The sequence below is a fragment of the Streptomyces sp. DT224 genome (assembly GCF_049844595.1).
GTDB lineage: Bacteria > Actinomycetota > Actinomycetes > Streptomycetales > Streptomycetaceae > Streptomyces.
Window position 1 is genome coordinate 388,156 of record NZ_JBNCLI010000006.1, and the last position, 23,079, is coordinate 411,234.

General features: G+C 72.5%; 20 protein-coding genes, 1 tRNA gene and 1 pseudogene. 13 read left to right on the forward strand and 9 right to left on the reverse strand.

The window, feature by feature from the left end; translation table 11 throughout:
* Window positions 1–180 precede the first annotated feature (180 nt).
* Together ACLQ2N_RS17595 and ACLQ2N_RS17600 are read left to right on the forward strand one after the other, a co-directional pair.
* Window positions 181–1,227, forward strand: coding sequence for a P1 family peptidase (locus tag ACLQ2N_RS17595; RefSeq protein ID WP_425813966.1), 1,047 nt, complete (start codon window positions 181–183; stop codon window positions 1,225–1,227).
* A 210-nt stretch (window positions 1,228–1,437) separates the two neighbouring features.
* Window positions 1,438–2,193: a DUF6227 family protein gene (locus ACLQ2N_RS17600; RefSeq protein WP_425813968.1), complete on the forward strand. Its 756-nt coding sequence runs from the start codon at window positions 1,438–1,440 to the stop codon at window positions 2,191–2,193.
* 78 nt (window positions 2,194–2,271) lie between these two features.
* On the opposite strand, the gene ACLQ2N_RS17605 is transcribed toward ACLQ2N_RS17600, so the two are convergent.
* Complete coding sequence (locus ACLQ2N_RS17605) at window positions 2,272–3,792, reverse strand: MFS transporter (RefSeq protein WP_425813970.1); 1,521 nt, start codon at window positions 3,790–3,792, stop codon at window positions 2,272–2,274.
* Window positions 3,793–3,854: 62 nt separating this feature from the next.
* On the opposite strand from ACLQ2N_RS17605, the gene ACLQ2N_RS17610 reads away from it, so the two are divergent.
* On the forward strand, window positions 3,855–4,847 hold the full coding sequence (locus ACLQ2N_RS17610) for a helix-turn-helix transcriptional regulator (RefSeq protein ID WP_425813972.1): 993 nt from the start codon (window positions 3,855–3,857) through the stop codon (window positions 4,845–4,847).
* Between the two features lie 87 nt (window positions 4,848–4,934).
* Here ACLQ2N_RS17610 and ACLQ2N_RS17615 read toward each other — a convergent pair whose 3' ends face one another.
* Window positions 4,935–5,933 (reverse strand): sigma-70 family RNA polymerase sigma factor, encoded by a 999-nt coding sequence (locus tag ACLQ2N_RS17615; RefSeq protein ID WP_425813974.1) that lies wholly within the window; start codon window positions 5,931–5,933, stop codon window positions 4,935–4,937.
* Window positions 5,934–6,309: 376 nt separating this feature from the next.
* Between ACLQ2N_RS17615 and ACLQ2N_RS17620 the strand changes: the two genes are divergently transcribed.
* Window positions 6,310–7,356, forward strand: coding sequence for a questin oxidase family protein (locus ACLQ2N_RS17620; protein ID WP_425813976.1), 1,047 nt, complete (start codon window positions 6,310–6,312; stop codon window positions 7,354–7,356).
* 49 nt (window positions 7,357–7,405) lie between these two features.
* Here the strand turns inward: ACLQ2N_RS17620 and ACLQ2N_RS17625 are convergent, their stop codons facing one another.
* Window positions 7,406–8,188, reverse strand: a complete 783-nt coding sequence (locus ACLQ2N_RS17625) for a dioxygenase (protein ID WP_425813978.1) — start codon at window positions 8,186–8,188, stop codon at window positions 7,406–7,408.
* A gap of 135 nt (window positions 8,189–8,323) precedes the next feature.
* On the opposite strand from ACLQ2N_RS17625, the gene ACLQ2N_RS17630 reads away from it, so the two are divergent.
* Window positions 8,324–8,836 carry a MarR family winged helix-turn-helix transcriptional regulator gene (locus tag ACLQ2N_RS17630; protein WP_425813980.1) on the forward strand — a complete coding sequence of 171 codons (513 nt, stop codon included), beginning with the start codon at window positions 8,324–8,326 and terminating at the stop codon, window positions 8,834–8,836.
* 79 nt (window positions 8,837–8,915) lie between these two features.
* Here ACLQ2N_RS17630 and ACLQ2N_RS17635 read toward each other — a convergent pair whose 3' ends face one another.
* Window positions 8,916–10,448 carry an MFS transporter gene (locus ACLQ2N_RS17635; protein ID WP_425813982.1) on the reverse strand — a complete coding sequence of 511 codons (1,533 nt, stop codon included), beginning with the start codon at window positions 10,446–10,448 and terminating at the stop codon, window positions 8,916–8,918.
* Window positions 10,449–10,610: 162 nt separating this feature from the next.
* On the reverse strand, window positions 10,611–11,258 hold the full coding sequence (locus tag ACLQ2N_RS17640) for a TetR/AcrR family transcriptional regulator (protein ID WP_425813984.1): 648 nt from the start codon (window positions 11,256–11,258) through the stop codon (window positions 10,611–10,613).
* A gap of 271 nt (window positions 11,259–11,529) precedes the next feature.
* On the opposite strand from ACLQ2N_RS17640, the gene ACLQ2N_RS17645 reads away from it, so the two are divergent.
* From ACLQ2N_RS17645 to ACLQ2N_RS17665, 5 genes and pseudogenes are all read left to right on the forward strand, one after another.
* On the forward strand, window positions 11,530–12,810 hold the full coding sequence (locus tag ACLQ2N_RS17645; RefSeq protein ID WP_425813986.1) for a M6 family metalloprotease domain-containing protein: 1,281 nt from the start codon (window positions 11,530–11,532) through the stop codon (window positions 12,808–12,810).
* A gap of 135 nt (window positions 12,811–12,945) precedes the next feature.
* Window positions 12,946–13,018, forward strand: a tRNA-Arg gene (locus ACLQ2N_RS17650).
* Between the two features lie 101 nt (window positions 13,019–13,119).
* The gene (locus tag ACLQ2N_RS17655; protein WP_425813988.1) at window positions 13,120–13,452 is read left to right on the forward strand and encodes a hypothetical protein; all 333 of its coding nucleotides are present in this window, start codon (window positions 13,120–13,122) and stop codon (window positions 13,450–13,452) included.
* A complete protein-coding gene (locus ACLQ2N_RS17660; protein WP_425813990.1) occupies window positions 13,449–14,210 on the forward strand; it encodes a hypothetical protein in 762 nt (253 codons plus the stop codon). Before ACLQ2N_RS17655 ends, ACLQ2N_RS17660 begins: the two co-directional genes overlap by 4 nt.
* A gap of 81 nt (window positions 14,211–14,291) precedes the next feature.
* Window positions 14,292–14,539 (forward strand): annotated as a pseudogene (locus ACLQ2N_RS17665) (glycogen debranching N-terminal domain-containing protein); the annotation flags it as partial.
* On the opposite strand, the gene ACLQ2N_RS17670 reads toward ACLQ2N_RS17665, so the two are convergent.
* Both ACLQ2N_RS17670 and ACLQ2N_RS17675 read right to left on the reverse strand, forming a co-directional pair.
* Window positions 14,528–16,276: a hypothetical protein gene (locus ACLQ2N_RS17670; RefSeq protein ID WP_425813992.1), complete on the reverse strand. Its 1,749-nt coding sequence runs from the start codon at window positions 16,274–16,276 to the stop codon at window positions 14,528–14,530. The pseudogene ACLQ2N_RS17665 and the gene ACLQ2N_RS17670 sit on opposite strands and share 12 nt — an antisense overlap.
* A 146-nt stretch (window positions 16,277–16,422) precedes the next feature.
* Entirely contained in the window at window positions 16,423–16,872 is a 450-nt protein-coding gene (locus ACLQ2N_RS17675) for a hypothetical protein (RefSeq protein WP_425814217.1), read from the reverse strand.
* A gap of 157 nt (window positions 16,873–17,029) precedes the next feature.
* On the opposite strand from ACLQ2N_RS17675, the gene ACLQ2N_RS17680 reads away from it, so the two are divergent.
* The 3 genes from ACLQ2N_RS17680 to ACLQ2N_RS17690 are packed head-to-tail and all read left to right on the forward strand — an operon-like array spanning window position 17,030 to window position 20,549.
* On the forward strand, window positions 17,030–19,138 hold the full coding sequence (locus tag ACLQ2N_RS17680) for a restriction endonuclease (protein ID WP_425813994.1): 2,109 nt from the start codon (window positions 17,030–17,032) through the stop codon (window positions 19,136–19,138).
* A gap of 60 nt (window positions 19,139–19,198) precedes the next feature.
* On the forward strand, window positions 19,199–20,071 hold the full coding sequence (locus ACLQ2N_RS17685; RefSeq protein WP_425813996.1) for a GNAT family N-acetyltransferase: 873 nt from the start codon (window positions 19,199–19,201) through the stop codon (window positions 20,069–20,071).
* Window positions 20,064–20,549, forward strand: coding sequence for a flavoprotein (locus ACLQ2N_RS17690; RefSeq protein WP_425813998.1), 486 nt, complete (start codon window positions 20,064–20,066; stop codon window positions 20,547–20,549). The genes ACLQ2N_RS17685 and ACLQ2N_RS17690 overlap by 8 nt, the downstream gene beginning before the upstream one ends.
* On the opposite strand, the gene ACLQ2N_RS17695 is transcribed toward ACLQ2N_RS17690, so the two are convergent.
* Both ACLQ2N_RS17695 and ACLQ2N_RS17700 read right to left on the reverse strand, forming a co-directional pair.
* Window positions 20,527–21,126, reverse strand: coding sequence for an ATP-binding protein (locus ACLQ2N_RS17695; protein ID WP_425814000.1), 600 nt, complete (start codon window positions 21,124–21,126; stop codon window positions 20,527–20,529). The two genes, ACLQ2N_RS17690 and ACLQ2N_RS17695, sit on opposite strands and share 23 nt — an antisense overlap.
* Window positions 21,123–22,949 (reverse strand): MFS transporter, encoded by a 1,827-nt coding sequence (locus tag ACLQ2N_RS17700; protein WP_425814002.1) that lies wholly within the window; start codon window positions 22,947–22,949, stop codon window positions 21,123–21,125. The genes ACLQ2N_RS17695 and ACLQ2N_RS17700 overlap by 4 nt, the downstream gene beginning before the upstream one ends.
* Between the last annotated feature and the right edge of the window lie 130 nt (window positions 22,950–23,079).

Consider the following 23,079-nt stretch of genomic DNA (forward strand, 5'->3'; position numbering starts at 1 on the left):
ACGTTTGGTCCTGTTTTGTGAGCCCAAGAGGGTGGGCGAGTCGCGGGTGGGATGGGGGCGTGGGTGGGGTGGGGGCGGGGGGCGGGGGGGCGGGGGGGGGGAGCCCCCCAGGGCGTAAGGGGTCTTCGGCGGTACCTTGACCGCTCGCCCCTCCACTCCCGCCCCGCGAAGGAGCACCGGATGTCCCGTCAGGACTCCCTCACCGATGTGCACGGGCTGCGCGTCGGCCACGCCCAGGTCCCCGGGAAGGGCGCCCTCACCGGGACCACCGTGGTGCTCGCGCCCGAGGGCGGGGTGGTCGCCGCCGTCGATGTGCGCGGGGGCGGGCCGGGCACGCGGGAGACGGACGCGCTGGATCCGCGCAACCTGGTCCAGCGCATCGACGCGGTCGTGCTCACCGGCGGCAGCGCGTACGGGCTCGACGCGGCGTCCGGGGTGATGGCCTGGCTGGAGGAGCGGGGGCGCGGGGTGCGGGTGGGCGCCGATCCGGCCCAGGTGGTCCCCGTGGTCCCGGCGGCCTGCGTCTTCGACCTGGGGCGGGGCGGCGACTGGCGGGCCAGGCCGGACGCGGCGACGGGCCGGGCGGCCGTGGAGGAGGCCGCCCGGGCCGAGGAGGGCGCGGCGGTCGCCGAGGGGTGCGTCGGCGCGGGCACGGGGGCGGTCGCCGGGCAGCTCAAGGGCGGGGTGGGGACCGCGAGCGTCCTCCTGCCGTCCGGGCTCACCGTCGGCGCGCTCGTCGTGGTCAACGCGGCGGGCTCGGTGCTCGATCCCCGTACGGGGACGCTGTTCGGGGAGTACGGCGGCGAGGAGCCGGCCGTCGCCCCGCCCGCCGGCGTCCACGAGGCGGCGCGACGGCGCCTGGCGCAGGCGTACGGCACCGCCGCGCGCCCCCCGCTCAACACCACGCTCGCCGTCGTCGCCACGGACGCCGGGCTGACCCGCGCGCAGGCGCAGAAGCTGGCGGGCACCGCGCACGACGGCTTGGCGCGCGCCATCCGGCCCGTGCACCTGATGACCGACGGGGACACCGTGTTCGCCCTCGCCACCGGCCGGCGGGACCTGGACGCGGAGGACCCCGTCGCGCTCAACCCGCTGCTCGCGGCGGGCGCGGAGGCGGTGACCCGGGCCATCGTGAAGGCGGTCCGGGCGGCGAAGGGCGTCCGGGGCCGCGACGGCGGGCACACCTTCCCCTCGTACCGGGACCTCTACGGCCCGCCGCCCATGTGAGGAAGCCCGGCCGGCGCACGGAAGCCCGGCCCGCGTGAGGAAGCCCGGCCGGCGCACGGAAGCCCGGCCCGCGTGCGGAAGTCCGGGACGGGTGCGCGGAACCTTCCGTGCGCCCCGTGCGTTTTTCTGAACCCCGGTCCCGATGTCAGCCCCAGGGGCTACGTTATGCACGCACCAAGTCACACGCGGCGACGGCCTGGAGACAGCACCTTGAGCGATCCGTATGAGACGACCGAGCAGCACCTCGAGCGAATCCTGCGTCGGGCTCTCAATTCGTTCGACCTCCCCGACAGCACGGTGGAGCGGCTGGGGTCCGCGCTGGCCCACAGCAGCTCCCTGTACTCCTCGCACCACAGCGCCACCCTGCACCGCGAGACCTACCGCCACACGTACCTGCTGAGCGACGGCTCCGCGCTGACCCTGTGGGAGCTGGTGCACAGCGGTCCGCGCGGGGACGGCCGTCCCGACAGCCGGCAGCACGAGCTGTACGACGACGAGGCCGACGCCCACATCGCCGCCGCCCGGCTGACCGGCAGCCTGTGGGACGTTCCCGACTTCGGCGACGAGGAGGGTGCCCAGGCCGACCTGGAGCTCATGTCGGCGCTGCTGGCCGCTCCCCCCGCCCCGCTCCCCCGGATGTACGCGCCGGACAACTCGGCGGACCACGCCCGCCGCGTACTGCGCCGCGCGGAGAACGGCGACGTGCCCGGTGAGGAGACCGCCCGGCTGCTGCGTGCCGCCTTCGCGCACCACATCACGCAGGTCTTCGGCCGCCAGTGCCGGGTGGAGGGCCGGGACGCAGGCTTCACGCTGTACGAGCACGCGTTCCTGCTCCTCGACGGCAGCGAGACGAGCCTGTGGGAGGTCGAGCACACGGCGACGCCGGACGGCCGCCACATGTGCGAGGTGTACGGGGACGAGGAGACGGCGCGCTGCGCGATGGAAGCGCGTACGCGCATCTGCTGACCCGCCCCGCCGCACGCCGTCGCCCGCGTCCCTCGGAGGGGTGCGGGCGCCGGTGTCCCTGCCGCGTACGCCGTCGGATCAGTGCGTGAGCACCGGCTCCTTGGCGGGCTCGGCCGCGACGGGCTCGTCCTCCGCCGCGCCCTCGACGTGCTGCTTCGGCCTGGCCGGCAGGGCGAACATCACCCCGAAGATCAGGACCAGCACACCGGCCACCCACCACAGCGACTGCTCGAAGGCGTCCGCGAACGCCGGGCCGACCTGCTCCGGGGTGAGCCGGTCGCCGATCGCCCCGTAGAAGACGACGGAGACGAGCCCGAGGCCGAGCGCGTTGCCCATCTGCTGCACGGTGTTGAAGAGGCCGGAGGCGGAACCGGAGTGCTCCTTGGGCACCTCGGACAGCACCGCGTCGGCCAGCGGCGCGACGATCAGGCCCATGCCGACGCCCATCACCACGAGTGGCAGTGCCATCTGCCAGGACGTGATGTCCATGCCGTAGTGGTCCGACTCCCAGATGTAGAGCAGCAGGCCGGCTGCCATCAGGAGCGCGCCCGTCTGGAGGACCTTGCGGCCGAAGCGGGGCACGAGCTTCTGTACGGAGAGGCCGGCGGCGACCGAGACGGAGAGGGAGAACGGCACTCCGGTCAGGCCGGCCCGCAGCGCGCTCCAGCCGAGGCCCATCTGCATGTACAGGGTCCAGACCAGGAAGAAGATGCCGAGGCCGATGCCGAAGGTCAGCTGCACGGCGATCCCGGCGGCGAAGCTCCGGACCCGGAACAGCGACAGCTCGATCAGCGGCGACCCGTCCCGGCCGGCCTTGGCGCGCTCGAACAGCACGAGGACGAGGAAGACGAGGACGCTCCCGGCCATCGACAGGTAGCCCCACAGCGGCCAGCCCAGCTCGCGGCCGCGCGTCAGCGGGTAGATCAGCATCAGCATGCCGAGCGTGACGAGCAGGACGCCGACCAGGTCGAGGCGCAGCGCCCGGGGCGACTTCGACTCGGTGATGAACTTCCTGCCCAGGACCAGGCCGAGGATGCCGACGGGCAGGTTGATCAGGAAGATCGGGCGCCATTGCAGACCCGCGATGTTCCACTCGGTCAGCAGCGCGCCCAGCAGGGGTCCGGAGACCGCGCCGAGGCCGACGATCGCGCCGAAGAGGCCGAAGACCTTGCCGCGCTCGTGGGCGGGGAAGGTGGCGTGGACGATCGACAGCACCTGGGGCACCATCAGGGCGGCCGTCGCACCCTGGAGGAAGCGGGAGGCGACGAGCATCTCCGGGTTCGCGGCGAAGCCGCAGAGCGCGGAGGCGAGGGTGAAGCCTCCTATGCCGACCAGGAAGAGCCGCTTGCGGCCGTAGATGTCACCGAGCCGGCCGCCGGTGATGAGCCCGGCGGCGAAGGCCAGGGCGTATCCGGCGACGATCCACTGGATCGAGCTGAACGAGGCGCCGGTGTCCTGCTTGATGCTGGGGATGGCGATGTTGACGATCGTGACGTCGACCAGGTCCATGAAGGCCGCGGTCATCACGATGGCCAGGGCGAACCACCGGCGGCGGTCCGAAGGTGCCGCGGGAGACGGCAGTGGTGCGGAGGAAGTCATGGGAAGAACCTAAACAGCCAATAGGACAGTTTGTGACCCATTGGGCGCGCATCCTGGGTGGCATGACCGATACCCCGGCACGACTGCTGAATCTGCTGTCCCTGCTCCAGACACCGCGCGAGTGGCCGGGCAGCGAGCTCGCCGAGCGGCTGGCCGTCAGCCCGCGCACGATCCGCCGCGACATCGACCGCCTGCGCGACCTGGGCTATCCGGTCGAGGCGTCGCGCGGTTCGGTGGGCGGCTACCGGCTGGTGGCGGGCACCGCCATGCCGCCGCTGCTCCTGGACGACGAGGAGGCGGTCGCCATCGCGGTGGGGCTGCGGGCCGGCGCCGGCCACGCCATCGAGGGCGTGGACGAGGCGTCCGTACGGGCGCTGGCCAAGCTGGAGCAGGTGCTGCCGTCCCGGCTGCGCCACCGGGTCTCCACCCTCCAGAACGCGACGGTCCCGCTGGCCCGGGGCGACGGTTCGACCATCGACCCGCAGACCCTGACCGTGATGGCCTCGGCGGTCACCGGCCGGGAGCGGCTGCGCTTCGCGTACCGGGCGGGCGACGGCGCCGAGTCGCGGCGGCAGGTCGAGCCGTACCGGCTGGTGAGCACGGGCTGGCGCTGGTATCTGGTGGCGTACGACCTGGGGCGCGAGGCGTGGCGGACTTTCCGGGTGGACCGGGTCAGCGAGCCGTTCCCGACCGGGGCCCGGTTCGCGCCGAGGGAGTTGCCCGAGGGGGACGCGGCGGAGTTCCTGTCGAGCTCGATGGCGCGCCGCCAGCCCGAGATCGAGGTGGAGGTGAGCTTCGCGGCGCCGCCGGAGTTCGTCGCGTCGCGGCTGCGCGGCCGGATGGGCCCGCTGGAACCGGAGGGCGAGGGCGGCTGCCGGCTGCGGACCGTGCTGCGGGATCAGCTGGAGTGGGTGGCGGTGCGGCTGGCGATGGTGGACTGCGAGTTCACCGTGCACGAGCCGCCGCAGCTGGTGGCGTGCCTGGCGGATCTGGGCGGCCGGCTCAGCCGCGCGGGGTCCGGCGGAGCGCGGAGAACGCCGCCCGGAAATGAATGAGCCCCGGCGCCAGGGGGGGTGGGCGCCGGGACTCAGCTTCAGGGGGCCGGGTGAAGCGGCCCAATTCGGAGGTTACTGGACTCTGGCTCAGGCTGCAGCGTCAAAACCCGTGTCGTGAGCCATTCGCTTCAATTCGAGGAGCGCGTGCTTCTCGATCTGGCGGATGCGCTCGCGGGTGAGGCCGTGTTCCTTGCCGACCTCGGTGAGCGTGCGCTCGCGGCCGTCCTCGATGCCGTACCGCATGCGGATGATCGACGCGGTCCGGTTGTCCAGCTTGCCGATCAGCTCCTCCAGCTCCTCGCTGCGCAGCAGCGTGAGCACGGACTGTTCGGGCGAGATGGCGGAGGTGTCCTCCAGGAGGTCGCCGAACTGCGTGTCGCCCTCGTCGTCCACGGACATGTTGAGGCTGACCGGATCGCGGGCCCAGTCCAGGACGTCACCGACGCGCCCCGGGGTGGAGCCCAGCTCGGCGGCGATCTCGGCGTGCTCCGGGTCGCGGCCGTTCTCCCGGTTGAACTCGCGCTGCACCCGGCGGATGCGGCCCAGCTCCTCCACCAGGTGGACGGGGAGCCGGATCGTGCGCGACTGGTCCGCTATGGAGCGCGTGATGGCCTGGCGGATCCACCAGGTGGCGTACGTGGAGAACTTGAAGCCCTTGGCGTAGTCGAACTTCTCGACCGCGCGCACCAGGCCCGCGTTGCCCTCCTGGATCAGGTCGAGCAGGGGGAGCCCGGCTCGCGGGTAGCGGCGGGCGACGGCGACCACCAGACGGAGGTTGGAGCGGATGAATACGTCCTTGGCGCGCTCGCCCTCGGCGACCAGCGCCTCCAGCTCCTCGCGCGAGGCGCCGCCCGCGTCGCTCTCCACTTCGCCGTCGAGGATCTGGCGCGCGTAGACACCGGCCTCGACCGCCTGGGAGAGATCGACTTCCTTGGCGGCGTCGAGCAGCGGCGTACGCGCTATCTCGTCCAGGTACATGCCGACCAGGTCGCGATCGGCGATGTCTCCGCCCACGGCGCGAACACTGCTCGCCCGGTTGGTCCCGCCGGTGGCGGACGAACGACGGGCGACGGCACGGGTTGCCATGCGTGCTCCCTTGCTGAGTAGGTCGCGACACCCTCTCGGGTGCCCTGCATCCGATGGAAACAACGACTGGAATCCGGACAGAATTCCCATGCCTGGCATTCAATTTCGCGATCATGCAGTACCCTGTTCCGCCACCGGAGCGGGTCCGTGCTGCGGCCAGGTACGTCCGTGCAGGTCAGGCCGGGTGCCCGGGTCGTTTCGGGGCCCTCGACACCCCCCGTACCCCGGAAGACGCCGGGTACGGGTCACCGGTTGCCCGGACCTCTGTCCCCGGTGCCGGTCCATCGGCCCCGGTCCGCAGACCTAGGCCCCATGCCCGGGACCTTGGGACCGCAGTCCGTTCCCGCGCGCACACGGGGCACATAGCGTCGATGTCATGAACGAGACGACGCAGCGCACCGACCCCGATACCACCGGCACCCTCGACGAGGCCCTGGAGCGGTTGCACTCCTCCGGCCCCGAGCGCGACGGCTGGCTGTCCAACCACGCGCCCATGGCCGTGGAGGCCCTGGTCCGCAACGGTCAGGCGGCCACCGTGCACCGCTGGCTCGACCACTACCGGGCGAACCTGGAGGACATGCCGGACCGTTTCGCCGAGGTCACCCCGGCGAACTGGCAGGAGGCCCTGGGCGACCCCCGCCGCATCGCCGACTGGGCGGCGTACTTCGAGCGGGAGACCGCCGCCCGCCCCTGGCGCGACGTGCTCGCCGAGTGGTGGCCCCGGCTGCTCCCGGGCATCGCGGGCGGCGCCACGCACCCGGTGATCCGGGTCGGCCACAGCGTGCGCACCCTGCTGACGAGCGAGGAGACCGGCCCCCGCGTCAGGGAGCTGGCCCACGCGCTCGGCTACTGGGCCGCCCGCCACCAGCCGCTGCCCCCGCTCACCCCGCTCACCCCGGTCCGGGCCGCCGGCGCCGCGCTGGACGCCGTGCCCCGGGTGTCCGACCAGACCGGCGGCATCCAGGCCCGGCTGGCCCGGATCACGGCGTTCCCGCAGTGGCGGGGCGCGGCCGCCGCCGGGGCGGACGAGGCGCGCGCCGGGCTGGAGGAGCTGGTGGAGGCCGCCGTCCACCGCTACGCGCGCTACGGGCACGGTGCGCCGATCATGCTGGTGCACGCGGCGACCGCGCCCAACGCCGTACTGCGGACGCTGCCGGCGCTGCCGCGCGAGCTGTGGGCGCCGAGCACGGGGGCCGCGTGGGCGGCGAGCGCGGCGGTGACCGCCGCGTACTCCCCCGCCGAGGCCGCCGTCCTCCCGGCCGGGCACGGGGCGTCGCTCACGCCCGAGGAGGTGTTCGCGCGGGCGGCGGCGCACGGCGACGACCACACCATCAAGTTCGCGGACACCGCGCTGGACGTGGGGGGCGCGCCGGCTCTGGCGGCGGCGCTGCGCGCGGTGGAGCTGAACCCGCCGGCGCTGTGACGGCACTCCTCGTAGGCGCCGTTGACGGCACTTCCCCGTAACAGCGCTCCTATCCGTACTGCACCGAGCGCTTCGCCAGTCCCATCCAGAAGCCGTCGATCACGCTGCGCCCCTGGCCGAGTTCCTGCTCGGCGGCGCCGAGGGTGACGAAGAGCGGGGCGAAGTGCTCGGTGCGCGGGTGCGCCAGGCGGCCCGCCGGGGACTTGTGCTCGAAGTCCAGGAGTGCGTCGATGTCCTGCGCCCGGAGTGCGCGGTCGCCCCAGTCGTCGAACTCCGCCGACCAACCGGGGACGCCGCCGCCGGTGTGGCGCAGGGCGGCGAGGTTGTGCGTGAAGAAGCCGCTGCCGATGATCAGGACGCCCTCGTCGCGCAGCGGTGCCAGCTTGCGTCCGATGTCCATCAGCTTCTGCGGGTCGAGCGTCGGCAGGGAGATCTGGAGCACCGGGACGCCGGCGTCCGGGAACATCTCGACCAGCGGTACGTACGCGCCGTGGTCGAGGCCGCGGTCCGGGATGTCCTGGACCGGCGTACCGGCGCCGCGCAGCAGTTTGCGGACGCTCTCGGCCAGCTTCGGGGCGCCGGGGGCGGCGTACCGCACCTGGTAGTAGTGCTCGGGGAAGCCCCAGAAGTCGTACACCAGGGGAAGCGTCTCGGTGGCGCCGAGCGCGAGCGGGGCCTCCTCCCAGTGCGCGGACACCATGAGGACGGCGGCGGGTCGCGGCAGCTGCGCCGACCAGGCGGCCAGCTCGCCGGGCCAGACGGGGTCGTCGGCGAGCGGCGGGGCTCCGTGGGAGAGGTAGAGGGCGGGCATGCGCTCCGCGGTGATGGTCATGACACTCCCCAACTGCGGCTACTCAAGGTAATTCTTCTGTAGAGGGCTTCGGCAGGAAAGATTCTTTAATCTTCAAGCTCCTACCTTGAGAGACCTTAGCCCTATCTAGTTCAACTTTCAAGAAAAGGTCGTACAGTGGAGTACATGACCACGGCATCAACGGGTGCGCCGCTCTGGCTCACCGAGGAAGAACAATGCGTCTGGCGCGCGTATCTGCACGCCACCACGCTGCTGGAGGATCACCTCGACCGCCAGTTGCAGGCCGATGCCGGCATGCCGCACATCTACTACGGCCTGCTCGTCCAGCTCTCCCAGGCACCCCGGCACCGCATGCGGATGACCGAACTCGCCAGGAACGCCAAGATCACCCGCTCCCGCCTCTCCCACGCGGTCGCCCGGCTGGAGAAGAGCGGCTGGGTGCGCCGCGAGGACTGCCCCTCCGACAAGCGCGGCCAGAACGCCGTCCTCACCGACGAGGGCCACGCGATGCTGCGCCGCTCCGCCCCCGGCCACGTCAAGGCCGTCCGCCAGGCGATGTTCGACCGCCTCACGCCCGAGCAGGTGCACGCGCTGGGCGAGATCATGCAGGTCCTGGCGGCCGGGCTCCAGCCGGAGGGCGGGGACGCCGACCTCCCCTGGCTCCGCTGAGCCCCCCGACGCACTTCTGCCCCGGTCCTCCCGCACGAGGGAACCGGGGCAGAAACGTATCCACAGAGGCGGCGACGGGTCAGTGGGCGACGACCGGGACCCTGATCCCGTCCTCGGCACCCTCCGCGTCACCGGAAGCGGAGCCTCCGGAGATCCCCGCGGAGACCGGACGGCCCGCGTTGACGAAGGTCAGCGCGATCGCGGCGGCCACCACCAGGATGCCGACGGCCCACCAGATGGCCCCGGTGAAGCCGTGCACCATCGACTGGAGCTTCAGCAGCTCGGGGTTCTTGGCGCCGAGCGCGGCGTGCGAGGTGGCGTACGCCGTCGCGGCCGAGGCGGCGATCGTGTTCAGCAGGGCCGTGCCGATCGCACCGCCGACCTGCTGCGAGGTGTTGACCATCGCCGAGGCGACGCCCGCGTCACGCGCTTCGACACCGTGCGTGGCCAGCGACATCGCCGGCATGAACGCCGTGCCCATGCCCAGACCCAGCAGCAGCTGGCCGGGCAGGATGACCGCCGCGTACGAGGAGTCGATGTCCAGCCGGGTGAGCAGCAGCATGCCGACGGCGGCGGTCAGGAAGCCGGGGCCCATCAGCGTGCGGGCCGGGACCCGGGTCATCAGCCGGGCGCCGATCTGCGTGGAACCGGTGATCATGCCCGCGATCATCGGCATGAAGGCGAAGCCGGTCTTGATCGGCGAGTAGCCCTTGACGACCTGGAGGTAGTAGGTCAGGAAGAGGAACAGGCCGAACATCGCGATGACGGCGAGGCCCAGCGAGAGGTAGACGCCACCGCGGTTGCGGTCCATCACGACGCGCAGCGGGAGCAGCGGCGACTTGACCTTGGCCTCGGTCAGGACGAAGGACAGCAGCAGGACACCGGCGGCGACGAACGACCCGACGGTCAGCGCGTCCGACCAGCCCGCGGACTCGGCGCGGGTGAACCCGTACACCAGCGAGACCAGACCCAGTGCGGACAGGACGACGCCCGGGATGTCGAGCGGCGAGCGGTTGCGGCTGCCGGCGGGCTCGCGGATGACGAAGTAGGCACCGGCGGCGGCCACGATCGCGAAGGGGATGTTGACGAAGAAGGTCCAGCGCCAGTTCAGCGTCTGGGTGAGGAAGCCGCCGAGGATCAGGCCGACGGCGCCACCGCCACCGGCGATCGCCCCGTAGATGCCGAACGCCTTGGCGCGCTCCTTGGCGTCGGTGAACATCACCGCGAGCAGCGAGAGCGCGGCCGGCGCGAGCAGCGCGCCGAAGACGCCCTGGAGGGCGCGGGAACCGAACAGCATGCCCTGGTTCTGCGCCGCGCCGCCGAGCGCGGAGGCCAGGGCGAAGCCGATCAGCCCGACGACGAAGGTGCGCTTGCGGCCCCAGAGGTCGGCGATGCGTCCGCCGAAGAGCAGCAGCCCGCCGAAGGCGAGGGCGTAGGCGGTGATGACCCACTGCTTGTTGGCGTCGGTGATGCCGAGGGCGGTCTGGGCGTGCGGCAGCGCGATGTTCACGATCGTGGCGTCGAGCACCACCATCAACTGCGCGAGCGCGATGAAGGCGAGGGCCTTCCAGCGACTGGGGTCGGGGAGTCGGACATCAGCTGTTTTTGACATGGGAGTAGCCACCTAGGAGCGCGCGAGGGCGCGAGAGATCGCGAACCGTGCGTTCCGCTGGCGCGGGCACGGCTGAGGGCAGGTCTGACGGGAGTCGTCGGGCTTCGGGTGAGAGGAAGGCTTCAGGTAAGGGGGCAGGGAGTGGGGCGGGCGCGGATCACGTCACGTGCGGCGCCGCAGGTCCTCCAAGGTCGCCGCCGTTCCGGGGAGTACGGACCGGGCCGGGGCCGCGAGTCCGTCCAGAAACAGTTGGATGTGGCGATGGGTGAACCGGTCGATGTTCGGGCAGGCGATGCCCGGCAGCGGCCGGGTGAGCTGGGAGAGGGCGACCAGTACGTCACCGACGGCGATGTCGGTGCGCAGGCGCCCCGCGGTCATGGCGCGCGCGACGAGCCCTTCGACGGCCTCTTCGAGGCGCCGGCGCTCGGCGAGCAGTTCGGGGTGGTCCTTGTCGAAGCCGCCGGAGAGCATGGGGCACAGGGCCCCGATGCGTTCGTCGGCCGCCGCGTGGACGAAGCGGGTGAGCGCGGCGAAGGGGTCCGCTTCTTCGGCGGCGGCCTCCTCGGCGCGGTCGGTGGTACGGGAGGTGACCGCGAGGACGACCTCGTGGACCAGGGCAGCCCGGTCGGGGAAGTTCCGGTAGAGCGTCGCGTTGCCGACACCGGCGCGGCGGGCGACCTCGTCGAGGGGCACGTCGGGCCCGAACTCGACGAACATCTCGCGCGCCGCCGCCACGATCCGCTCCCGGTTGCGCAGCGCGTCGGCCCTCGGCTTGGGCGTACGGGGCTGCGCGGGTGCGGTGACGGCCACGGCGGCGCTCCTTTTCCTTCTGGGCTTCTGTCACGGTCCCGGCCGGAGAAACAACCGGGGACCGCCTCCCCGTTTCGCGGGGACACCGATGCAAACGGGGAAAGGCTCCCCGCTTATTTCCCCGCCCTTTGTGACCTGCGTCACGCACACCGCCGACGCCGGAAACCAGCCGAACGGCGCACCCAGCGAGCGTCCCGCGATCACCCGGAAGAGGCTGGCGACAGAGCGCAGCCGGGGTCGGCCGGCTGCCGCGGGACCGGAAGGCGCCTCGATGCAGCAGCCCCGCCACCGGATACGCAAGCACCGCCGCCCACTCGCTCTCGGCGCTGCAACGGCCCTGGTCATAGCGGCCCTGGCGACCGCGAGCAGCACGCTGCCCCTCGAGAGCCCCGCGTCGGCCGGCCCCGCCGCGACGGCCCCCCTGGCCACGGGGCTCGGCCCCTGCCGGATCGCGTCGGCCATGGGCGTACAGATGTCGGAGGGCATGCCGACGCAGCCCGGCTACGCCCGCTCCACCGGCCGCGTCCGCGCACTGAACCTCATGATCGACTTCCCGGACGCGGAGGGCACCGAGCCGGCCACGGACCGGCTGGCCGAATTCTTCCCGCAGACCACGAAGTGGTTCCGGACGAGCTCCTACGGCCGCCTCACCTACATACCCGAGGCGCCGATCCGCTCGTGGCTGAGGATGCCGCTGCCCTTCGAGGAGTACGGAATCGAGCGGGGCTCCCCGTACGAGCCGGGCTACCGCCACCTGGTCCAGGACATCGTGGCGGCCGCGGACCCGAAGGTGGATTTCGACGAGTACGACCTGGTCAACATCCTGGTCACCCCGAACGCCGGGCCCTCCGCCCTGGACACCGTGCTCTCGGTGACCTTCTCGGGCAACGACGACGCCCCGATCGCGGACGGGGTGCCGCTGTCCAACACCTCATTCGTCTACAGCCGCCAGGACGACGGATCCGGCTCGTACGCCCAGACCGGCTACCGGGTCCTGCCCCACGAGAACGGCCACGTCTTCGGCCTGCCCGACCTCTACACGATGGAGGGCGGCGGCTCCGTCGGGCACTGGGACATCATGTCCGAGGACTGGGGCGCCAACAACGACCTGCTCGGCTGGCACAAGTGGAAGCTCGGCTGGCTGGACAACGACCAGGTCAGCTGCGCCGCCCGCCCCGGCACCACGGACCACGTCCTGCGACCCCTGGCCACCCGGGGCGGCCTGAAGCTGGCCTTCGTCCCGCTGACCGCGGAGTCCGGCTACGCGGTGGAGGTCCGCACCCAGGCGGGCAACGACCAGGCGGTCTGCCGCCCCGGCGTCCTCATTTACAAGGTCAGCTCCGACGTGGACACGGGCCAGGGCCCGATCTCGGTGGCCGACAGCACCAGGAACAGCCCGGGCTGCACCCGCCTCCCCAACGTCCACGCCGAACTCTCGGACGCCCCGTACCAGCCGGGCGACACCTTCACGGACCGGGCGAACGGGATACGGATCTCGGTGCTGGAGAAGGACGACGAGGGGGACTACCGGGTGCAGGTGACGCGGCCCTGAGCGCCGACCCTGAACGGGGGCGCCCGCCCCAACCCCGATCCGCTAGGCTGTCAGCGGTCAGTCGACCTTGTGCGCGCGCCTGCCGGGCGTGAGGCAGGACGACCGACCGGGGCCCCGCTTGACGGCGGGCGCCCGGCCTTCGTAGCTCAGGGGATAGAGCACCGCTCTCCTAAAGCGGGTGTCGCAGGTTCGAATCCTGCCGGGGGCACAGAGAAACACCAGGTCAGAGGCCCTTCCGTCCGTCGGGCGGGAGGGCCTTCGTGCTTGCAGCACACATGCGGCTGCGGGCAGAGGTGGGGACTGCGCGAGATGCCCGCGAAGGACGAGCTCGCCCGGCGACGGTGCGAGAACGTGGTCGACCGGCTTGAGTCGCTGATGCGGCCCACCCTCAGGCCGCAGTGCGACGCCTGCTACGGGCAACTCATCCTGAACGGCGACGATCTCGCAGAGATGGGCGAGCTCAAGGACCTCCGGCGGGCTGCCCGTGAGGCGGGCCACCGTCTGGGCTGGAAGCCCACGACCGGACTCGTCGATGGCCGGCTCTTCGTCCTCGACGAGCGGAAGGTGCCTGCGAAGATCGAGAAGCTCGCCCACGACGCGGCTGCCGCGGCCGTGGACCGAGCCTGGAAGGAGCAGCAGTGAGCCTGGATCCCCTGCCCGACCCTGCCGTGGTGCTGGCCGAGACCGACTGGGGGAGCCTGGAGCACGCCTACGGGACAGCGGAGGACACCCCCACACAGCTCGTCGCGCTGCTGGACGTCGACCGGAGTGTGAGATCCCGGGCCCTGGACCACCTGCACCATGTGGTGCACCACCAGAACACCCTCTACGTCGCGACGGCCCCGGCCGCGCTCTACGTGGCCGCGATCCTCCTCGACCCGCTCACCGCCCTGCCCGTCGAGAAGGGGCCCCGCGACTTCCCGGGACCGATGCGCGCCGAACTCCTCGGGTGGCTGGACTCGGTGGCCAACGCCGCCGGCGACCGGGCCGGGGCGACGATGCGCCGCTTCGGCTTCCCGCCCGAGGACTACCCTCCGTTCGTCCGGACCGCCGAGATCCGCCCGCTTCTCTTCTCCGCCGTTTCCGCCTGCTTCGACGACCACGACCTGCACGTCCGTGAGGCAGCGCTCGCCGCCTGCATCCCGCTGCTGGACGACCCTCGCCTGCACCGTCACCGGAAAGCCGTGGCCCCGGTCCTGCGAGAGGCACTGGCCGTCAGCGCCCTGTGGCAGTACCGGCAACGAGCCATCGAAGCCCTCGCCGAATGGGGCGAGGACACTGCGGGCCTGGACGTCCGGCGGGAGGCGTTCGAGGTGTGCGACGCACCAGGCAACACGTCCTCGTCGGCCGGACGGAACCTCGCGGCAGGTGACGCCGCAGACGCGGATCCCCCGTTCTGACCGCGGCCCGACCAGAGCCGCGGTTCACCTCCGTCGCCTGGTGCCGCCCGCTCAAGCCGGCTCCGCTCCGCTTCGCCGGGCGCGGTCATCACGCTCGGGCCGGCGCGTTACGGCCTGCGCGACGAGGCCCGCGCGGTCGCCGAGGCGCCGGCCGGCGCAGCGACAGCCGGCGGGCGCGGCCGGCGGAGGTTCTCGCGGGGTGGGCGCGGGACACCCGCGCTCAGCCAGTGCCGTATCCGCACCCGTGTGTGCGGGAGACCCGGTCGGCCGCGGCGCCGCGGGCGCCGCTCACGCCGCCGGGCGCCGCCAGGGTGCTGTCAGCCGCGTGACACCGCGCGTCGCGTCGGGGCCCCGTGGCTTCCTCGCCACGTGGCGTCCCCGCCCGCCAGCGGCCCGGACGAGCCCCGGGGCGCGAGCTGGACGTCCACGAAGTCCAGGCGGCTGTCGCCGGAGAAGTGACTCCAGTCGTCGCCGTCGTACTTGGCCTGCCAGTCGCCGTCCTTGGCCGCCACGAAGGTCTTCGTGAACCTGCCGTCATCACCCGTCGCGGCGGCGCCGACCTTGCGCCAGGTGGTCGTGCCCTTCGCGCGGAAGTAGATGTCGATCCGCGCGCCGGCGAGCGCGGACCACTGCCCGTTGTCCTCGTTCTCCGTGTTGAGCTTGCCGGTGATCGTGAGGGGGGCGCCCGCCTTGACCGGCTCGGGGGTCGCGTTGAACTCCGGGAAGGCCGTCGTTCGGCGGGACACGATGTACGACTCCGGGGCGGGGCCGGCCGGGATCTGCTGGGTGCCGGGGAACTGGAACCGCCAGACGCCCACGCCCTGGTAGGGCAGGTCCGCGGCCTTGACGGTGCGGGAGCTGTCGCCCGCGACGGCGGGGCTGTCGATGGTCTTCTTGGTGACCCAGGTCGTGGTGCCCTGCGCCTTGAACTGGAGGTTCACCTTCAGGGTCGTCGAAGCCGGGAGGTCGTAGCGGTCGAAGACGCTCGACACCGTGACCTTCTTGTACCGGCTGACGGTGACCGTGGGCAGCCTGTGGAAGCCCGCGCTCGTGGTGGGGTCGGGGCTGACGGGCACGTACCTGGTGGACAGCCATGGCGTGCCGTGGAGGGCGATCTTCTGCTGTCGGGTGCCGTAGACGGGGACTTGGGTGGTGAAACGACCGTCCTCCCCGGTCTTGAAGGACCGCACGTTGTACACCGACATCGGCGTGCCGACGGGGACCGGCTTGGAGACGCCGTCGTTGTCCCGGTAGGTGGCCCGGCCGGTCAACGGGGCGTCGGTCCCGTCCGCGCCCCGCACCGTGGACGAGTCCAGCGTGATGTCGGTCACGGTGTAGCCGACCTCGACCTGGCGGGTCAGACCGTGCGCGGCGTCCGCGCCGGCCGGCCGGAGGACCACCTTGACGTCGTTCTCATACGTCTCCAGGTCGTGCTTCTCCGTGCCCGTGAAGGTGAAGGGCCCCTCGACATGGCCCGCGGCGTCGGTGGTCAGTCCCGTCTTCGCCGCGGTCGTCTCCAGCACCAGCCGGCCGTTCGCCATCGGCGTCTCGGCGCCGTCGCGCGGGTCGCGCAGCGTCGCGTCCGCCTTGACAGTCACCGTCCTGTGCTCCACGTCCGGTTTCCCGCTCACCTCGAACGTCTTGACCTGCGGGATCAGGTGGTAGTCGAAGACCGCCTCGTCCTTGTGGAGGATCGTTTCACCCTCGGTGCCGTCGTACTCGACGTCCACCGCGTACTGGCCCAGGTCCGCCAGGCGCAGCGGGGTGGTCCCGACGGTGGTCTCACCGGGGTCGTCCTGGCAGGACGGCGAGCAGGGGTCCGTGTCCTCCAGGAATTCGAACTCATCGATGGTCGCCACGGGGGTGTCGGTGCCCGGCTTACGCAGGAGCACCTTCAGGTCCTTCGGCCGCGTGTATGTACCGAAGTCCACGTAGATCCGGGTCTCGTCGGTCCGGACCGAGGGGCCCGACGGGTGCGGGTCGGCCGCCTGTGCCGCCGTCGGAGCCGCGAGCACGCCACCGAATGCGCCGAGTGCGCACAGCGCCGAGAGGGTGCGTCTTCTCATGTGTTCCCCCAGGGAATCAAGATCTCATCAGCCCCTCCAGACTTCTGGAAGGGCTGGAAGGTTGTAGGGACAACCAAAACGGGTGCGGGACGGGCGTCTGCCAGGTGTTCGCCGAGGTGGGTGAGCGGTGCCTGCGGATGACGGGGCTACTCGGAGCAGTGGCGGATTGCTCTCAGGAGGCGGCGCATGCCCAGGGCGTGGCCGCCTGTGGTGACGACCAGGCGGCGATAGGCACCGCCTGCCAGGCCCGGGAAGGCGGCCCGGCTTTCCGCGCGCAGGCGGGACCGGGTGGGGGACAGCTCGTCCAGGCGGAAGGTCAGGGTGTACGTCGAGAAGCGGTGCCGGCCCGCCAGGGTCAGCTCGTGCGGGCGGGCGGCGGCCGTCACCCGGAAGCCGGGGAGCGTCGAGCCCACGGTCAGGGGGCGGGGGCCGGTGGCCGTACGGTCGGTGGCGCCGACCAGGCGGGCGTAGGCGGTCGCCCCTCGGCCCGCGAAGGAGCGGTCCAGGGTCTCGCTCAGGGCTCGCCAGACGGCGTCGGCCGACGCCTTGATGACCGTCTCGTGCTCGTCGATGTACGGCAACGGGGCGAGCGGCATCCACGCCTCCTCGGTGTCCTGGACGCGGAGATTGCCGCCGCATGCTCCCCTTGATCCTGCCAAGTCCATGGGCCCCCCGGTCCGTTGCGCATTAAAGTTGCGCCATCACTGCTGGCGAGGGGGCCGGGCGCGTCCCGGTGGGGAGGGCCTGGGCGGGATGAGTCGTCGCTCCAATGGGTTGGTCGCCGTATGGGCCGAGGCGCAACGGCAGCAACAGCGGCAGCAGGAGGCGCAAGCCCGGTATCAGCGGGATCAGGAGCGGGCGCAGCGGGCGTATCAGCGGGAGGTCGCGCGGAGTCAGCGGGAGCAGAAGGCGGCCTACCGGGAGCAGCGTGAGGCCGAGGCGCGGCGGCGTACGCGGGAGTTGGACGCCCGGGTCGAGGCGTTGCAGGGGCTGCTGGCGGCCGGGTGCCGGGCGCCGGCGTTCCGGGCCTCGGCGCTGACCCGGGCGGAGCGGGTCGAGCCGTTCGCGCCGGGGCCGTTGGCGCAGCCCGTGCCCATGCCCGATCCGGCACGGTACGAGGCGCAGGGCGGCGGGTGGACCGCGGCACGGCGGGCTCAGGCGCAGGCGGAGGCGCGGGCCCGGTTCGAGCGGGACCGGCAGGCGGCGCAGGCGGCCGAGGCGCGCCGCCAGGCGCAGTTCGCCGCGTACCAGCGGCAGTACCAGGCGTGGGCGGACGCGCGGCTGGCGGAGATCCGGCTCCACAACGCCGGAGTCGCGGAGATGACCGCCGGACTGCGTGCCGGGGACGCCGAGGCGGCCGTGGAGTACTTCTCCGCCGCGCTCTACGCCTCCACCGGCTGGCCCGACGAGCTGCCCCGGCAGGTCGCGGCGGCGTACGACTCGGGCGCGCGGCAGCTGGTGCTGAACTGGGAGCTGCCCCGGTACGACGTGGTCCCCGAGGCGAAGTCCGTGCGGTACATGGTCAACGCGGACCAGGAGAAGGAGTCGCCCCGGCCGGTCACGCAGCGCCGGGCCCTGTACCGGGACGTGCTCGCCCAGTGCCTGCTGCTCGTCCTGCGCGATCTCTTCGCCGCCGACGAGTTCGGGGCTCTGGACTCGGTCGCGCTGAACGGCTTTGTGGACGACCACGACCCGGCGACCGGGCGGCGGATGCCCATGTTCCTCGGCACGGTCATGGCGACCCGGGCGGACTTCGCCGAGCTGCACCTGGAGCAGGTGAACGCGGTGAACTGCCTGGTGGACGGGTTGCGCGGGCAGCTGTCCACGCGTCCCGACCAGTACGCCGCGGTGCGGCCCGGCCGGGTCCCCGAGGACGTCGGCAACGGGGTCGTGACCCATGGCGGCGACGAGGAGCCCGACCTGTACGAGATGGACCCGCTCGCCTTCGAGGCGCTGGTCGCCGAGCTCTTCCGGGCGATGGGCATGCAGGCCGTCACCACGCAGCGTTCCAACGACGGCGGTGTCGACGTCGACGCGCTGGACCCGACGCCGATACGCGGCGGCAAGATCGTCGTCCAGGTGAAGCGCTACCGCAACACCGTGCCGCCCACGGCCGTCCGCGATCTGTACGGGACGGTCCAGGACACCGGCGCCAACAAGGGCGTGCTGGTCACCACCTCCACGTTCGGCCCCGGCTCGCACACCTTCGCCAACGGCAAGCCGCTGGAGCTGGTCCCGGGCTCCGAGCTGGTCGATCTGCTGCACCGGCACGGACTGCGCGGGCGGCTGGGCGGCGGCGGGGTGCGGCCGGTACCGGCCCAGCGGACCGCGCCGGAAAGCCGCGATGCCGACACCTACGACGACGACAGCCGCGACGGCGACCACAACGTGCTCGGCATGTACTGGTCCGGCTCCGTCGCCCTGGACGTCTGCGCGCTCGTCTGCCGGGGCAGCCGTGTGCTGGACGACGACCACTTCGTGTTCTTCAACAACCCGCGCACTCCGGACGGTTCGGTCCGCGCGCTGATCCCCGTGGCGCCCGACAAGGCCGCGATCCGGGTCGCCTTCGACGCGCTCCCGGCGCGTGCGGACCGGCTGGTGATCATCGCCGCGATCGACCCCGTCGCCAACCCCGAGGCCGACCTCTCCGGCTTCACCGACGCCGGCATCCGGCTCCTCGACGCCGAGCGCACCCCGCTCGACCGGCTGGACGTCTCGGACGGCCGGCCCGGCGAGACCGCGCTCGTCCTGGGTTCGTTCCGCCGGCGCGCCAACGGGGACTGGGAGTTCGTCACCGGCGGCAAGGGATACCGGGGCGGTCTCGAGGAGTTGGTCACGGAGTTCGGGATCGACGTCGAGTAGGCCCGCCGCGGGACGCGAAAAGCACGGGCGCTCCCCTCCCCCCTCACGGGAGAATGGCCCATGGACTCCTCAACCTGGCTTCGCGTGCCCGATGTGCACGCCTTCCTCGCCCGCGCCGGCGGCTTCCTGCGGTCGCGGCCCGCTCTGCACACGGTCCCCCTGACCGTGTGCGAGGGGCTGCGTGCGCGGGGGCCGCAGGCGTACGGGGACGAGGCGCCCGTCTTCGGGGTGCTGGAGCGGGGCGGCGAGGTGCGCGCCGCGTACTTCCGGACGCCGCCCTACCGGCTGATCGTCACGCCCCTCACGCCCGAGGAGGCCGGTGCGCTGGCCTCCCACCTGGAGGCCGCGGGCGACCCCGTCCCCGGGGTCAACGCGGACGACGCGACCGCCGCCGCGTTCGCCGAAGCGTGGCGGGCGCGTACGAGGGAAGAGCCCCGGCTTCACGAGCGCCTGCGGCTCTACCGGCTCGGGGAGCTCCGGTGGCCCGATCCGGCGCCTGAGGGGCGCGCCCGGGTCGCTGAGGCGCGGGACCGGGGGCCGGTCGCGCGGTGGTACGCGGAGTTCGTGCGGGACATCGGCGGGGGCGGCGCCCAGGACCCCGGGGCCTGGGCCGACGCGCGGATCGCCGAGCGCCGCGTCAGCCTCTGGGAGACCCCGGACGGCGTCCCCGTCTCCATGGCGGCGCTGACGCTGCCGGTCGCCGGGCAGATCCGGGTCGCCCACGTCTACACCCCGGCCGGGCTGCGGGGCCGGGGCTACGGGGGCGCCGCGACCGCCCACGCCTCCCGGGCCGCGCTCGCCGAGGGGGCGGCGGAGGTGCTGCTCTTCGCGGACCTGGCCAACCCCACCAGCAACGGGGTGTACCAGCGCGTCGGCTACCGCCCCGTGACGGACTTCGCGGTGTACGACCTGGCGGGAGCGGCTGATGGCTGAGCGGCCTGTCGTCCATCTCGTGGGCTGCGGCTCGCGGCCCACCGGGGATCTGCCCGCCTTCGCGGCGGAGCTGCGGAGCCTCGGGTGGGCTCCGTACCTCGTCCCCACTCCTGTGGGGCTCCGGTTCCTGGACGCCGGGCAGGCCGTGCACAGCGAGTCCGATCCGGACGCCCCGGTGGAGCTGCCGCAGGCGGACGCGGTCGTCGTCGCGCCGGCCACGTACAACACGGTCGTGAAGCTCGCCGCGGGCATCGCGGACACGCTGGCGCTCTCGGTGGCCGCCGACGCGATCGGCGGCGGTGCCCCGGTGATCGTGGTGCCGTGGACCAACGACAGGCTCGCCGCCCATCCGGTGTTCGCGCCCGCCGTGGAGACCCTGCGGGGGTGGGGCGTCCGCGTCCTGGCCGCGGCTCAGGCGGAGCCGTTCCCGTGGGCGGCGGTGCGGGACGCGCTCCTCAGCGCTCGACCTCGACGGTGAAGTGGTCCGGCCAGTCGGTCAGCCCGGTCCCGGCCGCCCCGGTCAGGCCGGCGGCCGGGCGGAAGTGGACCCGGGTGCCCGTGGTGCCGTCGTCCGGGAGCGGGTCCAGGTCCGTCACGGGGACGCCGTGCTCGTAGCGCTGGACCCAGCAGCCGTTGGCGCGGCGGTTGGTGTGGATCAGCAGGTCGCTGAGCGCGGCGACGACGGACATGCCCCGGCGCGGGTGGCCGTCGGGCAGGGAGGGGGCGTCGGGCGCGTCGAAGAAGCGGAGGTCCTTCGTGGCCATGACCGGCTTCTTCACCGGGCGGCCCGCCGCGTCGAGGCGGGTGTCGGTGCCCCGGCCGTCGTCGGTGACGGAGACCGAGCCGTCCGGGTGCAGCGTGACGACGGCGCGGCCGGTCCCGGTGGCCTCCGCCTCGTCCGCCGCGTAGGCGAGGACCTCCAGGATCAGGTGGCGGACCCCGCCGGGGGCGTACGTCTCCGGGGCCCGGCGGACCGCCTCCAGGTGGGCATGGTCCACCTCGGCCGCCCAGTCGTGCGTCGTGTTCCGCCAGGAGGCGCGTACGGCGTCCGTCACCGCAGCTCGTCCGGGCAAGGCGTCCCCGGCGGGAGCTGGTAGGGGGCGCCCAGGCGGTATGTGCCGGGGCGCGGGGCCAGAAGTTCCGTCCACTCGTCGCCGTCCTCGTCCTCGTCCACCTTGATCAGGCAGCCGTTCTCGTTGATGAAGGTCCTCGGGGTGCTCTCGTCCGCCCGTTGCTTGGACGCCTCGGTCTCCTGGGGGCGTTCCACGCCGCTGCCGTCCTCGTCCACGACGGCCAGCCAGCGCGAGTACGGGATGCGGATCAGGACGCGGCCCGCCTTCTTGACGTGGATCGTCAGCTCGCCCTCGCCCGCGCGCTCCACCGTGGCCGGGGGGTCGGCCAGCGGGACCGGGCTGTCCACCTCGAAGAGCCGCCAGTCCTCGTTGGACCAGATCAGCTTCAGGTAGGAGAGGCCCTTGCCGACGAGTTCGGCCTCCTTGCGGGCGCCGCTGTAGTCGGGGTCGCCCTGCGGCAGCACCACGTAGTGCACCGCCCAGCGGTCGAGCCACTGGCGGTAGTTGACGGCGTCCAGGGTGTCGTCGTAGAAGAGCGGGTTCCGCTTCATGTCGGCCTGGCGGTTCCAGCCCCGGGCCAGGTTGACGGAGCGCGGGAGCGCGGACGCCTCGCGGTGGCTGCTCGGCGGGACGACCTCGACCCGGCCGCGTTCGGCACCGACCTTCTGGAGCTGGTTGACCAGGGGGGCCAGCGAGCGGGTCCAGGAGGCGGTGGGGGCGGTCCTGACGATGTCGTCGATGCCCTTGAAGCCGATCCAGGCGTTCAGCGAGACGAACGCGAGGACCAGCGCGTACCACCGTCGCGAGCGGGGCGCGGTGAACGGCAGCGCGGCCAGCAGGACGACGCCCGCGTACAGCATGGCCATCCGCGAGACGTTGGAGCCGATCTGCGAGTCGACCACGTACGTCGCCAGCGTGCCGATCCCGTACACGGCCGAGGCCGTGCGGACCGTCTTCCAGTCACTCGGTACGAGGAAGAAGACGAGCCACGCGAAGACGAACGGACCGGACAGGGTCGCGACCGACATCGGCTGGGTGCCGGAGAACGGGAACAGCCAGGCGGACAGCGCGACCACCGCGACCGGCGCGAGGCCCAGCGCGTACGCGCCGGGGCGCCGCTTGTTCAGGAAGAGCGCGGCCGCGACGACGCCGAGGAAGAGGCCCGCCACCGGGCTGCCGGCCGTCGCGAGCCCGGCGAGCGGCGCGGCGACGGCCGCCTTCGCCCACCGCCTGTAGCGCCACCGGTAGGGCCAGCAGAACACGGCGGCGGCGGCGCCGACCGCGAACATCATGCCGAGACCGAACGTCACCCGGCCCGACAGCGCGTTGCACAGGTACGCGAAGACGCCCGCCATCGAGCAGGCCAGCGGATTGCGGACCGCTTTGACGCGGTACAGGATCAGCGAGGTCAGCCCGGCCGAGACCGTACCGGCGATCATCATCGTCGTACGCACGCCGAGCAGGGACATCAGATACGGCGAGACGACGCTGTAGGAGACGGGGTGCATGCCCCCGTACCAGGCGAGGTTGTACGCCGTGCCGGGGTGCCGGCCGACGAACTCGGCCCAGGCGTCCTGGGCCGCGATGTCGCCGCCGCTGTTGGCGAAGAAGAGGAACCAGAGGATGTGGGCGACCGCGGCGACCGCGGTCGTCAGCAGGACCGGGTGGCGCAGGACGCGCTGCTTCGCTCCGTCGAACCGGCCCGGGACCCGAGGGGCCCCTTCGCCGTCGCTGCGGCGCTTCGCCTGCGCGGGGTCCGTGACGCCGGTGTGGGCGTCCGCCCGTGTCGGCTCGGCAGTGGTCACTGCGTCTCTCCCCGTCCCTTCCCGGACGCCTGGTTCCGGCCGGCTCTCCCGCTCGGGTCTCATGGCCGAAAGACGCGCTCCGGGGTCCGCGCGTTGCCCCCGGGACGCTAACACGCGGCGCGTTCCGGCG